This is a genomic window from Streptomyces sp. NPDC005962 (assembly GCF_040629205.1).
Classification (GTDB): Bacteria; Actinomycetota; Actinomycetes; order Streptomycetales; family Streptomycetaceae; genus Streptomyces.
In genome coordinates this window covers 161,156-177,323 of the sequence record NZ_JBEXVE010000015.1, presented here as the reverse complement: position 1 = coordinate 177,323, position 16,168 = coordinate 161,156, and the positions used below count along the sequence as shown (strand labels likewise).

5 protein-coding genes are annotated in these 16,168 nt (G+C 73.2%); all 5 read left to right on the top strand.

All coding sequences use genetic code 11. The annotated features are described in order from the left end of the window. Positions 1 to 78: 78 nt before the first annotated feature. Positions 79 to 1,164: an S-(hydroxymethyl)mycothiol dehydrogenase gene (locus tag ABZ370_RS24900; RefSeq protein WP_358624822.1), complete on the top strand. Its 1,086-nt coding sequence runs from the start codon at positions 79 to 81 to the stop codon at positions 1,162 to 1,164. Further along, positions 1,161 to 3,611: an FAD-dependent oxidoreductase gene (locus ABZ370_RS24895; protein WP_358624819.1), complete on the top strand. Its 2,451-nt coding sequence runs from the start codon at positions 1,161 to 1,163 to the stop codon at positions 3,609 to 3,611. The genes ABZ370_RS24900 and ABZ370_RS24895 overlap by 4 nt, the downstream gene beginning before the upstream one ends. 56 nt (positions 3,612 to 3,667) lie before the next feature. Beyond that, a complete protein-coding gene (locus ABZ370_RS24890; RefSeq protein WP_358624817.1) occupies positions 3,668 to 4,825 on the top strand; it encodes an aromatic ring-hydroxylating dioxygenase subunit alpha in 1,158 nt (385 codons plus the stop codon). Then, the gene (locus ABZ370_RS24885; protein WP_358624815.1) at positions 4,822 to 6,288 is read left to right on the top strand and encodes an aldehyde dehydrogenase family protein; all 1,467 of its coding nucleotides are present in this window, start codon (positions 4,822 to 4,824) and stop codon (positions 6,286 to 6,288) included. The genes ABZ370_RS24890 and ABZ370_RS24885 overlap by 4 nt, the downstream gene beginning before the upstream one ends. A 288-nt stretch (positions 6,289 to 6,576) precedes the next feature. Then, a complete protein-coding gene (locus ABZ370_RS24880) occupies positions 6,577 to 16,110 on the top strand; it encodes an Ig-like domain repeat protein (RefSeq protein ID WP_358624813.1) in 9,534 nt (3,177 codons plus the stop codon). The last annotated feature ends 58 nt before the right edge of the window (positions 16,111 to 16,168 follow it).

Below are 16,168 nucleotides of genomic sequence, written 5' to 3'. Positions count from 1 at the left end.
CTTTCGATCACCTCAGCCAGCTCGTGCCAACTCCCACGCACCGGTCCCTGCCAGCGCAGGAGAACAGAGGAGTGAGCCATGCCGCAAGAAATCCGCGCCGTCGTCGCTCTCAAAAAGGGCGCACCCGTCGAGGTGCTGCCGGTCCTCGTGCCCGATCCCGGACCCGGCGAGGTGCTGGTGGGGGTCCAGGCGTGCGGGGTGTGCCACACCGATCTGCACTACCGGGACGGCGCGATCGGCGACGAGTTCCCGTATCTGCTCGGACACGAGGCGGCCGGGATCGTCGAGGCCGTGGGCCCCGGGGTCAGCGGCCTGGCCCCCGGCGACTATGTGGTGCTGGCCTGGCGCGCGCCCTGCGGCGGCTGCCGCTCCTGCCGCCGCGGCCGCCCCTGGTACTGCTTCGAGAGCCGCAACGCCGCCCAGCCCATGACCCTCGCCGACGGCACCGCGTTGAGCCCGGCGCTCGGCATCGGCGCGTTCGCCGAGAAGACGCTGGTCGCGGCGGGACAGGCGGTGAAGATCGACCCGTCGGCCCGACCCGAGGCGGCGGGGCTGATCGGCTGCGGGGTGATGGCCGGGTACGGCGCGGCCGTGCACACCGGCGGGGTGTCCAACGGCGACACCGTCGCGGTCATCGGCTGCGGCGGGGTCGGCAACGCGGCGATCGCCGCGTCCGCGCTGGCCGGGGCGCGCCGGGTGATCGCCGTGGACATCGACGACGCCAAGCTGGACGCGGCCACCCGCTTCGGCGCCACCGACACCGTCAACTCCCGGGGTACGGACCCGGTCGAGGCGGTGCGCGAGCTGACCGGGGGCGTGGGCGCCGACATCGTCATCGACGCGGTGGGCCGCCCCGAGACCTACCGTCAGGGCTTCTATATGCGCGATCTGGCCGGAACGCTGGTGCAGGTCGGGGTGCCGGACCCGGAGATGCGCATCGATCTGCCGCTGCTCGATGTGTTCGGCCGCGGCGGCGCGCTCAAGGCGTCCTGGTACGGCGACTGTCTGCCCAGCCGCGACTTCCCGGTCCTGATCGACCTTCACCTCAGCCGCAAGCTCGACCTGGACGCGTTCGTCAGCGAGACGATCACGCTGGACGAGGTGGAGCCCGCGTTCGCCAAGATGCAGCGCGGCGAGGTGCTGCGTTCGGTGGTGGTCCTGTGAGCACCTCGGTGAACCAGCGCGTCGTCATCGTCGGCGCCGGGATCGTCGGCTGTTCGCTCGCCGACGAGCTGACGGCCCGCGGCTGGACCGACGTCACCGTCCTGGAGCAGGGCCCGCTGCCCGCCCCCGGCGGCTCGACCTCGCACGCGCCCGGGCTGGTGTTCCGCACCAGCCCCTCCAAGACCCTGACCGAGTTCGCCGTCTACACCGTGGAGAAGTTCTCCGCGCTGGAGGCCGACGGGCTGTCCTGCTTCAACCCGGTCGGCGGTCTGGAGATCGCCACCAGCGAGGAGCGCTGGGCCGATCTGCACCGCAAGGCGGGGCTCGCCGCGTCCTGGGGTGTCCGGGGCGAACTCCTCACCCCGGCCCGGTGCGCCGAGCTGTGGCCGATGCTGGACCCGGAGAAGATCCTCGGCGGCTTCCACACCCCGGAGGACGGGCTGGCCCGCGCGCTGCTCGCCTGCCGGGCCCAGCTGGAGCGGGCCACCGGGCGCGGCGCCCGCTTCCTGGAGCGGCACACCGTCACCGGCATCGAGCGGGAGGGCGGCCGGGTCACCGCGGTCGTCACCGACCGGGGCACCTTCCCCGCCGACCTCGTCGTCTCGGCGGCCGGGTTCTGGGGTCCGCTGATCGGCGCGATGGCGGGCGTGTCCGTCCCCCTGCTGCCGCTCGCCCACCAGTACGCGAAGACGGCGCCGCTGCCCGGACTGGCCGGGGTGAACGACCCGCGCACCGAGGCGAGCCGTCCGCTGCTGCGCTTCCAGGACCGCGACCTGTACTTCCGCGAGCACACCGACCGCATCGGCATCGGCAGTTACGCACACCGCCCGATGCCGGTCGACCCGGCCGCCGTGCCCGCGTACGACGACGCGCCGGTGATGCCGTCCTCGCTGCCGTTCACCGAGGAGGACTTCGCGGCCGCTTGGGAGGACAGCGTCGGGCTGCTCCCCGCGCTCGGCGAGAGCCGGGTCGAGGAGGGGTTCAACGGGGTCTTCTCCTTCACCCCGGACGGGATGCCGGTCATCGGCGAATCCCGTGAGGTGCGCGGCTTCTGGCTGGCCGAGGCGGTGTGGGTGACCCACTCCGCGGGCGTCGCCAAGGCCGTCGCCGAGTGGATGACCGACGGACGGCCGTCCATGGACGTCCACGAATGCGATCCGTACCGCTTCGAGGACGCCCAGACCTCCCCCGCCTACATCGCCGACCGGGGAGCCCGGAGCTTCACCGAGGTCTACGACGTCATCCACCCGCTGCAGCCCATGGAGCAGCCGCGCCCGCTGCGGGTCAGCCCCTTCTACGGGCGCCAGCGGGAGCTGGGCGCGTACTTCCTGGAGGGCGCGGGCTGGGAGCGGCCGCACTGGTACGAGGCCAATGCCCCGCTCGCCGAGGGGCTCGAACTCCCGCAGCGCGACGCCTGGTCGGCCCGCTACTGGTCGCCGATCGCCGCCGCCGAGGCCCGGGCCACCCGGGAGCGGGTCGCGCTGTACGACATGACCCCGCTCAAGCGGCTGGAGGTCACCGGCCGCGGCGCCCTGGACTTCCTGCAGCGCATGACCACCAACCAGCTCGCGAAGAAGCCGGGCGCGGTCACCTACACCCTGCTGCTGGACGAGGCCGGGGGCGTACGCAGCGATCTGACCGTCGCTCGCATCACCCAGGACCGCTTCCAGGTGGGCGCGAACAGCGGCATCGACCTGGACTGGCTGCTGCGCCACGCGCCCGACGACGTCCACATCGCCGACATCACGCCCGGCACCTGCTGCGTCGGGGTGTGGGGTCCGCTCGCCCGGGAGCTGGTCCAGCCGCTGACCCGGGACGACTTCTCGCACGAGGCGTTCGGCTACTTCAGGGCCCGGCGCACCCATATCGGCCATGTCCCGGTGACCGCGATGCGGCTGAGTTACGTCGGTGAGCTGGGCTGGGAGCTGTACACCACCGCCGACCTGGGCCTGCGGCTGTGGGACACGCTGTGGGAGGCCGGGCAGCGGCACGGGGTGATCGCCGCCGGGCGCTCCGCCTTCAACAGCCTGCGGCTGGAGAAGGGTTACCGGGCCTGGGGCCATGACATGACCACCGAGCACGATCCGTACGAGGCGGGCGTCGGCTTCGCCGTCCGGATGAACAAGGGCGACTTCCTGGGGCGTGCCGCCCTGGAGGGCCGCGGCGAGGAGACGGCGCGGCGCAAGCTGGCCTGTCTCACCGTGGACGACCCGGCCACGGTGGTGATGGGCAAGGAGCCGGTGTACGTCGATGGTGTGGCGGCCGGTTACGTCACCAGCGCCGCGTACGGCTACACCATCGGCCGTACCGTCGCCTACGCCTGGCTGCCCGCCGGGGCGGCCGTCCCCGGAACCTCCGTCCACATCGAGTACTTCGGCGAGAAGGTCCCCGCGACCGTGGCCGCCGAGCCCCTCTTCGATCCGCGGATGGAACGCATCCGCCGCTGATCCCCCGTAGCGCCGCCGATCCCCGTACGCCGCCGTGCCCCCTTACGGAGAATCCCATGACCGTGGCTCCCGAATCCCCCGCCGCCCCGGCCTCCAGCCTGATCACCACCCTCCCCGGCCACTGGTACACCTCCCCCGCGGTCTTCCAGGGGGAGCAGGAGCACCTGTTCGAGGCGATGTGGTTCTGCGCGGTGCGCAGCGCCGACCTGGACCGGCCGGGGGCGTTCCGCACCGTGCCGGTGGGCCGGGAGAGCGTGCTGATCACCCGCAACCGCGCCGGTGAGCTGCGCGCGTTCCTCAACATCTGCCGCCACCGCGGCGCCCGGCTGTGCACCGAGGAGTCGGGCACGGTGCGGCGCTCGCTCCAGTGCCCGTACCACGCCTGGACGTACGACCTGGACGGGCGGCTCACCGCCGCCCCGAATCTGCAGCGGATGCCCGATGTGGACCGCACCGAACGCGGGCTGCTGCCGGTGCGGCTGCGCGAATGGCTGGGGTACGCCTGGGTGTGCCTGGCCGACGAGCCGCCGTCGTTCGAGGAGACCGTCGTCGGGGCGGTCGCCGAGCGGCTCGGCGACACCGAGGCCGTGGAGCGGTACGGGATCGCGGGGCTGTCGCTCGGCCGCCGAGTCGAGTACGACATCAAGGCCAACTGGAAGCTGATCGTCGAGAACTTCATGGAGTGCTACCACTGCGCGACGATCCACCCCGAACTCACCGAGGTGCTGCCGGAGTTCGCCGACGGTCTGGCCGCGCAGTACTTCGTGGGGCACGGCGCCGAGTTCGCCGAGGAGGCCCAGGGGTTCACGGTGGACGGCAGCGCGGGCTTCGACCGGTTCAGCGGCATCGCCGAGGACCAGGACCGCCGCTACTACGCGATCACCGTGCGGCCGCAGGTCTTCGTCAACCTGGTCCCCGACCATGTGATCGTCCACCGGATGTTCCCGCTCGCCGCCGACCGCACCCTGATCACCTGTGACTGGCTCTACGCGCCGGAGGTGGTGGCGTCGGAGCGGGATCTGTCCAAGTCGGTCGAGCTGTTCCACCGGGTCAACACCCAGGACTTCGACGCCTGTGAGCGCACCCAGCCCGCCATGCATTCGCGCGCGTACCGCCGAGGCGGGGTGCTGGTGCCCAGCGAACACCACATCGGCGCCTTTCACCGATGGGTGACCGACCATGTCCCGACCCCCGAAGCGGAGGAATGCCCGTGAGTGATCTCTTCATAGGAGGCCAGTGGACCCAGGCGATCGACGAACGCACCCGGGAGATCAGGTGTCCGGCCGACGGCTCGCTGGTGGCGGTCGTCGACGAGGGCGGCGGCAAGGACGCGGCCGAGGCGGTGGCCGCCGCCCGGCAGGCGTTCGACCACGGCCCCTGGCCGTACACCCCGGTCGCCGCCCGCGGTGATCTGCTGCTGCGGGTCGCCGGTCTGCTGGCCCGTGACAAGGCGGCGCTGGCCCGCGCGGAGTCCCTGGACACGGGCAAGCGGCTGGTGGAGAGCGAGGGGGACGTCGCCGATGTGATCGCCTGCTTCCGCTACTACGGGCAGCTGGTGCGCACCGAGACGGACCGGATCGTGGACACCGGCACCGAGGACGCCGTCAGCCGCGTCGTCAACGAACCGGTCGGGGTCTGCGCGCTGATCACCCCGTGGAACTATCCGCTGCTGCAGACCGCGTGGAAGGTGGCGCCCGCGCTCGCCGCGGGCAACGCCTTCGTGCTGAAGCCCAGCGAGCTGACCCCGTCCACGGCCATCGCGCTGATGCGGCTGCTTCAGGAGGCGGGGCTGCCGGAGGGGACGGCCAACCTGGTGCTGGGGCCGGGCGCCGAGGCGGGCGCCCCGCTCACCGACAACCCCGATGTGGACCTGGTGTCCTTCACCGGCGGCCTGCGCACCGGGCGCCGTGTCATGGCCGCGGCCGCGGGCACGGTCAAGCGGACCTTTCTGGAGCTGGGCGGCAAGAACCCCAACATCGTGTTCGCGGACGCGGACTTCGAGAGCGCCGTCGACTACGCGCTCACCGCCGTCTTCCTGCACTCCGGGCAGGTCTGCTCGGCCGGTGCCCGGCTGCTGGTGCAGACCCCGGTGCACGACGCCTTCGTGGCGGAGGTGGTGCGCCGGGCCCGCGAGATCCGGCTCGGCGGGCCGTTCGACGAGCGGGCCCAGACCGGTCCGCTGATCTCGGCCGCGCACCGGGCCAAGGTCGAGGCGTATGTGGCCACCGGGCTCGCGGAGGGCGCCCGGCTGCGCTGCGGCGGCTCCCGCCCGGACGATCCGGAGCTACGGGACGGCTTCTACTACCGGCCGACGGTGCTCGACTCCTGCCACAGCGGGATGTCGGTGCTGGCCGACGAGTCCTTCGGGCCGGTCCTCACGGTGGAACGTTTCGCCTCGGAGGAGGAGGCGATACGGCTCGCCAACGACACGGTGTACGGGCTCGCCGGGGCGGTGTGGTCCTGCGACGAAGGGCGGGCACGGCGGGTGGCGTCCCGGCTGCGGCTGGGCACCGTATGGATCAACGACTACCACCCGTCGGTGCCGCAGGCGGAGTGGGGCGGGTTCAAACAGTCGGGCACGGGGCGGGAACTGGGGCCGAGCGGGCTCGCCGAATACCGGGAGACGAAACACATCTGGTGCAACACCCGCCCCAGGCCGCAGGGGTGGTTCACCTGACCCGCACGCTGGCCACGGACGGTCTGCAGTAGGTGGTGCCGGCCGAGCACGCAGCGGCGACCGGGACGGACCGCGACTCCACGGCGGCCGCCAAGGTCTGACGGACCGTAGGAGTAGGAGGCGGAGCGTGCGGGGGCAGCGGCCAGGTCCTGGGGCCGCCCCTCCGCGCTCCGCCGTTCGGGTGGTCCGCTGTGCGCGGCGTTGCCTTCGCCTCACCGGAATGGGTTACTGAGGCCCTCGGATTCCGGCGGGCCGCCCATCCTTTCCGGAGGAGTGGAAGGCGCCGTCATGCTGACTCCGTATCGCCCGGGCGGGCTCATCATCCTCACCGACCGCCATGGGAACCACGTCGCCGTCGTCGACCCGGTGTCCCGCACCGTCGCCCGCACGGCCGGGGCGCCCGCCCGGCTGGTGGCGCGCGGCCTCTCCGACCGCCTGCTGATCCCCACCGGTGTGGTCGCGGCCGTGCCCTTCGGCGCGTTCGACCTCCTCAACCCGTTCTCCGGCGTCTTCCCCGACCAGGGCCCCTACAACGGCGGCACGGTGGTGACCCTGATCGGCCACCACTTCACCGGCGCCACGGACGTGCGCTTCGGCCCCCGCTCCGCTGCGAGCTTCGCCGTCCTCGACGACGCGACCATCGTGGCCGTGGCCCCGGCCGGAAACGGGGCGGTTCCGGTCACCGTCACCACTCCCGGCGGCACCGCCCGTATCGGCTACTTCTTCTATATCCGCTGGCCCAGCCTGGGCGGCATCGACCCCGCCGCCGGTCCGGTCGGCGGCGGGAACATCGTCGAACTCAGCGGCGTCAATCTGTCCACCGCGCTGCTGGTGAACTTCGGCACCGCCACCGCCCACCCCGCCGCCGTCTCCGACCAGCAGCTCCTGGTGGTCGCTCCCCCGGCCGCGGGCCCGGGCACCGTCCCGGTCTACGTCACCACGACCGGCGGGATCAGCAACCGGCTGCTCTACGCCTACGTGACCGTGCCGACCGTCACCGGTATCTCCCCGGAGACGGGGCCGATCGCGGGCGGCACCACGGTCCTGGTGACCGGCACCGCGCTCTTCAGGGTCACGGCCGTCACGGTCGGCGGCGTCCCCGCGGCGTCCTTCCGCGCGTACTCCGACACCCTGCTCGTCGTGGTGACCCCGCCCGGTGCCGCCGGGCCCGCCGACCTCACCATCACCACCCCCGGCGGCAGCGTGACGGTGCCCGGCGCCTTCGGCTACCAGGCGTCCACGCAGACGACGCTCACCTCGGCGCCCGACCCCTCCGTGGTCGGCGAGCCGGTGACCTTCACCGCCACCGTCGCGGCCGTACCGCCCGGCACGGGCACCCCGACCGGGACCGTCACCTTCGACTTCGGCGACGGCACCGACCCCGTCACCGCGAACCTCACCGCCGGCACGGCCACGGTCGACCACGCCTACGCCGACCCGTCGGCCACCCCGTACGCCGTCACCGCGTCGTACAGCGGCGACATCCTCTTCATGGCCTCCAGCGGGACGGACACCCAGACCGTCGGACAGGCCGCGACCGCGACCACGGTGACCGCCGCGCCCGACCCGTCCCAGCCCGGGCAGCCGGTCACGGTCGTCGCCCGGGTCGCGCCCGTGGCGCCGGGCGCCGGTGCGCCGGCCGGCACGGTGACGTTCGACTTCGGCGACGGCACGCCCCCGAGCACCCTGCCGCTGTCGGGCGGCGCCGCGGCCGTGGACCACACGTACACGGATGTCGGCGGAAGCCCGTACACGATCACCGCGGACTACAGCGGCGACGCCGACTTCACCGCGTCCACCGGCACCGACACCCAGACCGTCGAACAGGCCGCGACGACCACCGGGCTGGATCTCGCGCCGAACCCCTCGGTCGTCGGCGAGCAGATGACCGCCACGGCGGCGGTCATGGCCGTGCCGCCCGGTGCGGGCACCCCCACAGGGACCGTCACCTTCGACTTCGGCGACGGCACACCCGCCGTGACGGTCCCGCTCACCGGCGGCACCGCCGACGCCGCCCACATCTACACCGACGCCGCCGACTACACCGTCACCGTCACCTACGACGGCGACGCGAACTTCGCGCCCTCCACGGATACCGGCAGCCAGGCGGTGGGGCAGGCGCTGACGACGACCGCCGTGGTCTCGGCGCCCGATCCGTCCGCGACGGGCGAGGAGGTCACCTTCGCCGCCACCGTCGCGGCCGTGCCGCCCGGCGCGGGCACCCCCACCGGCACCGTCACCTTCGACTTCGGCGACACCACCCCGCCCGTCACCGCGACCCTCACCGGCACCACCACGAGCACCACCCACGCCTACACCACCACCTCCGGCAGCCCGTACCCGGTCACCGCCACCTACAACGGCGACACCGACTTCACCGCCTCGGTCGGCACCGACGCCCAGACCGTCCAGCCCGCCGGGACCACCACCGCCGTCGCCTCCGCGCCCGACCCGTCCACGGTGGGTCAGCAGGTCACCGTCACCACCACCGTCGCGGCCGTGCCGCCCGGCGCGGGCACCCCCACCGGCACCGTCACCTTCGACTTCGGCGACACCACCCCGCCCGTCACCGCGACCCTCACCGGCGGCACCACGACCGCCACCCACACCTACTCCGACGCCGCCGACTACACCATCACCGCCACCTACAACGGCGACGCCGACTTCACCACCTCCACCGGCACCGACACCCAGAGCGTCGACACCGCCGACACCACCACCGCCGTCACCTCCGCGCCCGACCCCACCACGCCGGGGCAGTCGACGACGTTCGTGGCGCAGGTCGTTCCCCAGGCCCCGGGGGACGGTGCGCCGACGGGCACCGTGACGTTCGGCTTCAGCGACGGCAGTCCGTCCGTCACGGCTCCCGTCGTGGGCGGTACGGCGATGCTCCGCCACACCGGTCCGGGCGTGGCGGAGAGCCCGCTCAGCGTCACCGCCGCCTACAGCGGAGACGCGAACTTCAACCCCTCGGCCGGTACGGGCACCGGCGACATCGCCCAGGGCGGGTCGAAGACGGTGGTGACGGCCTCGCCCTCGCCCTCGGTGACCGGTCAGACGGTCACGTTCACGGCGGCCGTCTCCGCCGTGCCGCCCGCCGCGGGCACGCCGACCGGCACGGTCACCTTCGACTTCGGCGACGGCACCGACCCCGTCACCGTGGTGCTGTCCAGCGGCAGCGCCGATGCCGCCCACGCCTACGACCACGCCTCGCTCACCCCGTATCCGGTCACCGTCGCCTACAGCGGCGACACCGACTTCCAGGCGTCCACCGGCACCGGCTTCCAGAGCGTCGAGCAGGCCACGACCACCACCACGGTCTCCGCCTCCTCCGAGCCGTCGGTGACGGGCGAGGTGGTGACGGTCACCGTGGCGCCCAACGCGCCCGCGTCCGGTGTCCCGACCGGTTCGGCCACCATCGACTTCGGCGACGGCACCCCGATGGTCACCGTCCAGCTGGTGGCGGGCACCGCGACGGTCACCCACGCGTACACCAGCGCCTCCGGCAGTCCGTACACCATCACCGCCGCGTACAGCGGCGACACCGACTACGACCCGTCCGAGGACACCATCGTCCACACCGTCGACCCGGCGTCGACCGTCACCAGGGTGACGTCGTCGGCGAATCCGTCGGCGGTGGGCCAGACCGTGACGATGTTCGCGCGGGTGTCGCCGGTCCCGCCGGGCGCCGGTGCGCCGACCGGCACCGTCACCTTCGACTTCGGCGACGGGTCCGCGACCGTCACCGCGCCGGTCTCCGGCGGCCGGGCGTCGGCGACGCACGCCTACACCAGCACGGCGGGCAGCCCGTACACGGTCACCGCCTCGTACAGCGGTGACGGCGACTTCGCCGCCTCCTCCGGGACCACCGCGCAGGGTGTGGAGGCGAGCGTCTCGACCACGTCGACGACGGTGACCTCGGCCCCGGACCCGTCGGTCGTGGGCGGGGCGGTCACGATCTCCGCGACCGTCGTGGCCGTCCCGCCCGCCTCGGGCACTCCGACCGGGACGGTGAGCTTCAGGTTCGGCGACGGCACCACGACCGCGACCGTCCCGCTCACGGGCGGCGCGGCGTCGGTCACCCACACCTACACCGCCGCCGGCGACGGCTACCCGATCACCGTGGTCTACGGCGGCGACAGCAACTTCGCGGGGTCGGCCGGAATCGACACCCAGACGGTCACCCTGGCCCCGTCGACGACGACGGTGAGCACCGGGCCCGATCCGTCCATGACCGGCCAGCCGGTCACCGTCACCGCGACCGTCGCGCCCGCGAGCGCGGGCACCGGGACCCCGACCGGCACCGTCACCCTCGACTTCGGCGACGGCACCGGCCCGATCCTGGCGCCCCTCGACGGCGGGGTCGCGACCGCCGTCCACACCTACGCCCACACCGCGGGCAGCCCGTACACCGTCACCGCCACCTACAACGGGGACGGGAGCTTCAGCGGTTCCACCGACACCGACGCCCAGACCGTGAACCCGGCGGACACCGCCACCAGCGTCTTCTCCTCACCGGACCCCTCCACGGTCGGCGAGTCCGTGACCACCATGACGGTGACCGTCACGACCGTCGCCCCGGCGACGGGCACCCCTCTCGGCACGGTCACCTTCGACTTCGGCGACACCACCCCGACCGTCACCGTCGCCACCGTGGGCGGTCTCGCGACCGTCACACACGCGTACAACTCCACGAGCGGCAGCCCGTACACGGTCTCGGCCGCGTACAACGGGACGGCCGACTTCAGTCCGTCCGACGCCACGACCACCCACACCGTGCTCCAGTCCGCGACCACCATGAGGGCGACCGGCGCGCCGGACCCCGCGGTGGTGGGCGAGCCGGTGACCGTCACGGCCACGGCCACGGCGGTGCCGCCGGGGGCCGGAACCCCCACCGGCACCGTGACCGTCGACTTCGGCGACGGCACGGCTCCCTCGACGGTGCCCCTGACCGGCGGGGCCGTCGTCCTCAACCACACCTACACCAGCAGCGTCGGCAGTCCGTACGCGATCGTCGCCACCTACAGCGGCAGCGACGACTTCACCGCCTCGGCGGACACCGAATCCCAGACGGTCGTCCAGGCCTCGACGACCACCACCGTGACCGGCTCGCCGAACCCCTCCGTCTCCGGCCAGCCGGTCGCGTTCACGGCGACCGTGGCCCCGCAGGCACCGGGCGGCGGCACCCCGACGGGCACGCTGACCTTCGACTTCGGCGACGGCACGGACCCGGCCGCGGTGCCCGTCGTCGGCGGTGTGGCGACCGCCGTCCACACCTACGCGGGCACGTCCGGCAGCCCGTACACCGTCACCGCCATCTTCGGCGGTGACACCGACTTCACCGGCTCGAACGCCACCACCACACAGACCGTCGGCCAGTCGCCGTCCACGACGGCCCTCGCCACCGGGCCGGACCCCTCCGTGGTGGGCGAGCCGGTGACCGTCACCGCCACCGTCGCGGCACCGGGCGCCGGAACGCCCACCGGAACCGTCACCATCGACTTCGGCGACGGTACGGCGCCGGTCACGGTCCCCCTGACGGCCGGGGTGGCGACGGCCACCCACACCTGGACCGGCACCGAGGGAGTGCCATTCGCGCTCACCGCCGACTACAGCGGCGACGCCGACTTCACCGCGTCCAGCGGGGCGGACACCCACCACGTCGTCCAGGCCCCGACCACCACCACGGTGGCCGTCTCGCCCGCCCCCTCGGTGTCGGGCCAGCCGGTCACGGTCACCGCCACGGTCGTGCCGAACGCGCCGGGCGCCGGAAGCCCGATGGGCACCGTCACCTTCGACTTCGGCGACGGCACCCCCACCGTCACCACCTCCGTGACGGCGGGCACCGCCACCGCCGCCCACGTCTGGGAGAGCGCCGGGGGAAGCCCGTACACCGTCACCGCCACCTACAACGGCGACGAGGACTTCGGCGGCTCCACCGGGACGCAGTCGCAGACCGTGGGCAGGGCGGTGACCACCACCACGCTCAGCGCGCTGCCCGAGCCGTCGGTGACCGGCCAGCCGGTGACGTTCACCGCCCGTGTGGTGGCGGACGCCCCGGGGGACGGGACGCCGACGGGGACGGTGACGTTCGACTTCGGCGACGGCACCGCGACGGTCTCGGTCCCGGTGACGGACGGCACGGCGGCGACCACCCACTCCTACGCGGGCGCCACGGGCGGGCCCGTGACGGCCACCGCGTCCTACGGCGGCGACGCCGACTTCACCGGCTCCGTGGGAACCGCGTCCCACACCGTGCAGCCCGCCTCGTCGACGACCGTGATCAGTTCGTCGCCCGATCCGTCGGTGTCGGGCCAGCCGGTGTCCGTCACCGCCACCGTCTCGGCGACGGCACCCGGCGCCGGAATCCCCACCGGCACCGTCACCTTCGACTTCGGCGACGGCACCCCCGGCGTCACCACGCCCCTGACGGGCGGTGTCGCGGGCCTCACCCACACCTGGGCCACCGCGTCGGGCAGCCCGTACACCATCACCGCCGAGTACAGCGGGGACACCGGGTTCACCGGCTCCACGGGGACGGACATCCATACTGTCGCCCCGGCCCCGACCACCACCGCCGTGACCACCACACCCGACCCCTCGGTGTCGGGCCAGCCGGTCACCGTCACCGCCACCGTCTCGGCGGCTACGCCCGGCGCCGGAACCCCCACCGGCACCGTCACCATCGACTTCGGCGACGGCACGACCGCCGCCACCGCCCCGGTCGTGGCGGGTGTGGCCACCGTCGTCCATACCGGGGCGGGCACTTCCGGCAGCCCCTACACCATCACCGCCGCCTACAGCGGGGACCCGGACTTCACCGCCTCCAGCGGCACCGACACCCAGACCGTCGGCCCGGCCCCGACCACCATGACCGTGGTGTCCTCCCCGGACCCGTCGGTGGCCGGGCAGCAGGTCACCTTCACCGCCCGGGTGCTGGCCGGGGCCCCGGGCGCGGGCTCTCCCACCGGGACCGTGACCTTCGGCTTCGGCGACGGCAGCCCCATCGTCACGGCGCCGGTCTCCGGCGGGGTGGCGACCGTCGCCCACGCCTACGCGGACTCCGCGGGCAGCCCCTACGCGGTCACGGCCGCCTACAGCGGGGACGCCGACTTCGACCCCGCCACCGCCACCGACACCCACACGGTGTCGGCCGGTGCGGCCACCACCACGACCACGGTCGTCTCCTCGCCCGATCCCTCGGTGACCGGCCAGGCGGTGACGTTCACCGCCACCGTCGCACCGACCCCGCCCGGCGCCGGAGTGCCCACCGGCACCGTCATGTTCCGCTTCGGCGACGGTACGGCGCCGCTCACCGCACCGCTCTCCGGTGGCGTGGCGACCGCCACCCACCCGTACGCGAGCGCGGCGGGCAGCCCTTACACCGTCACCGCCGACTACAGCGGGGACTCCAACTTCAGCTCCTCCACGGGCACGGACACCCAGACCGTCAACCCGGCGTCGACCACCACGACGGTGGTCTCCGCCCCGGACCCGTCGGTGGTGGGCCAGCCGGTGACCTTTACGGCCACCGTGGCCCCGGTCGCGCCGGGCGCCGGGGTGCCCACGGGTACCGTCACCTTCGACTTCGGCGACGGCAGCCCCGTCACCTCGGTGCCGGTTTCCGGCGGTGTGGCCCGGGCCACCCACACGTATACGGGCGCGGGCGGCTCCTATCCGGTGACGGCGCACTACGACGCGGACCCGAGCTTCGCGGCGTCGAGCGGCACCGACACCCAGACCGTCAACAAGGCCGCCACCACCACCGCCGTGGTCTCCTCCCCCGACCCCTCGGTGGTCGGCCAGTCCACCACCATCACCGCCACGGTGGCCTCGGTCGCGCCGGGCGCCGGGACCCCGACCGGGACCGTCACCTTCACCTTCGGCGACGGCACGCCTTCCGCGACCGCTCCCGTCAGCAATGGGCTGGCGGCGGTCACCCACACCTACAGCGGCGCCACGGGCAGCCCGTTCGCCATCACGGCCACCTACAACGGCGACACCAACTACACGACGTCCAGCGGCACCGACACCCAAACCGTCAACAAGGCCGCCACCACCACCGCCGTGGTCTCCTCCCCCGACCCCACGGTGGTCGGCCAGTCCACCACCATCACCGTCACGGTGGCCTCGGTCGCGCCGGGCGCCGGACTGCCGACGGGCACCGTCACCTTCACCTTCGGCGACGGCACGCCTTCCGCGACCGCTCCCCTGTCCGGCGGCGTCGCGACGATCGGCCACGCCTACGCCGCCACCTCCGGCACCCCGTACCCCATCACCGCCACCTACAACGGCGACACCAACTACACGGCCTCCAGCGGCACCGACACCCAGACCGTCGGCAAGGCCGCCACCACCACCACCGTGATGTCCTCCCCCGACCCCTCGGCCGCGGGCCAGGCGGTGACCTTCACCGCCACCGTCGCGGCGACGGCGCCGGGGGCCGGAACGCCGACGGGCACCGTCACCTTCACCTTCGGCGACGGCACGGGGTCCGCCTCCGGCACGCTGTCCGGCGGCGTCGCCACCGTCAGCCATGTGTTCAGCGGGACGTCGGGCAGTCCGTTCGCCATCACCGCCACCTACAACGGGGACGCCAACTTCACGGCGTCGAGCGGCACCGACACCCAGACCGTCAACAAGGCCGCCACCACCACTTCGGTCACCTCCTCCCCCGACCCCACGGCGGTCGGCCAGGCGGTCACGCTCACCGCCACGGTCACCCCGGTGGGGCCGGGGACGGGCATCGCGACCGGCACCGTGACCTTCGCCTTCGGCGACGGCACGACCGCCGCCACCGCGACGCTCTCGAACGGCATCGCCAGCGTCAGCCACGTCTACACCGCCGTGACCGGCAGCCCGTACACCGTGACGGCCACCTACAACGGCGACACGAACTTCACCACGTCCAGCGGCACCGACGCCCAGGCCGTCAACAAGGCCGCCACCACCACCGCCGTGGTCTCCTCCCCCGACCCCTCGGCGGCCGGGCAGTCGGTGACCCTCACGGCGACGGTGGCGGCCGTCGCCCCGGGGGCGGGGACCCCGACCGGCACCGTGACCTTCGTCTTCGGCGACGGTACGACGGCCACCACCGCGCCCCTGTCCGGCGGCGTCGCCACCGTCACCCACACCTACTCCAGCCGGACCGGCAGTCCGTTCGCCATCACGGCCACGTACAACGGCGACACCAACTACGCCACCTCCAGCGGCACCGACACCCAGACCGTCAGTGCCAAGGCCGCGACCACCACGACGGTGACGTCGATCACCGGCACCTCGGTGGTCGGCCAGTCGGTGACCATCAGGGCCGTCGTCTCGTCCGTGTCCGGCACGCCGAGCGGTACGGTCACCTTCTCCTTCGGCGACGGCACCAGCACCGCCACCGTGGCCCTCGCCCTGGGCTTCGCCTTCGTCACCCACACCTACACGACGACCACCGGCAGCCCGTTCACGGTCACGGCCACGTACAAGGGCAACGACAGCTTCGCGACCTCCAGCGACTCCACCACCCAGACCGTGAACAAGGCGACCACGGCCACCGCCGTGGTCGCCTCCCCGAACCCGGCGAGGGTGAATGATCCGGTGACGGTCACCGCGACCGTGTCCGCCGTGTCCCCCGGCACGGGCACGCCCACCGGCACCGTCACCCTGTCCATCCCGGGGCGCACCACGCAGACCGTGACGCTGGTGAACGGCACGGCCAGCGGGACGTTCAACCCCCTGCCCAAGGGCACCTACACCGTCACCGCCAACTACAACGGCAGCGTCGGCTATGCGGCGTCCACCGGGACGACCACCTTGACGGTGACGAACCAGTAGCGCGCCGCGTCGTAGCCCCTCGGGTCTCAGCCCAGCGCGGAGCAGCCCCTCGCGGAGC

Coding starts and splice junctions, on each gene's coding strand:
- ABZ370_RS24890 (WP_358624817.1), top strand. CDS start 3,668: ATGACCGTGGCTCCCGAATCCCCCGCCGCCCCGGCCTCCAGCCTGATC.
- ABZ370_RS24880 (WP_358624813.1), top strand. CDS start 6,577: ATGCTGACTCCGTATCGCCCGGGCGGGCTCATCATCCTCACCGACCGC.
- ABZ370_RS24900 (WP_358624822.1), top strand. CDS start 79: ATGCCGCAAGAAATCCGCGCCGTCGTCGCTCTCAAAAAGGGCGCACCC.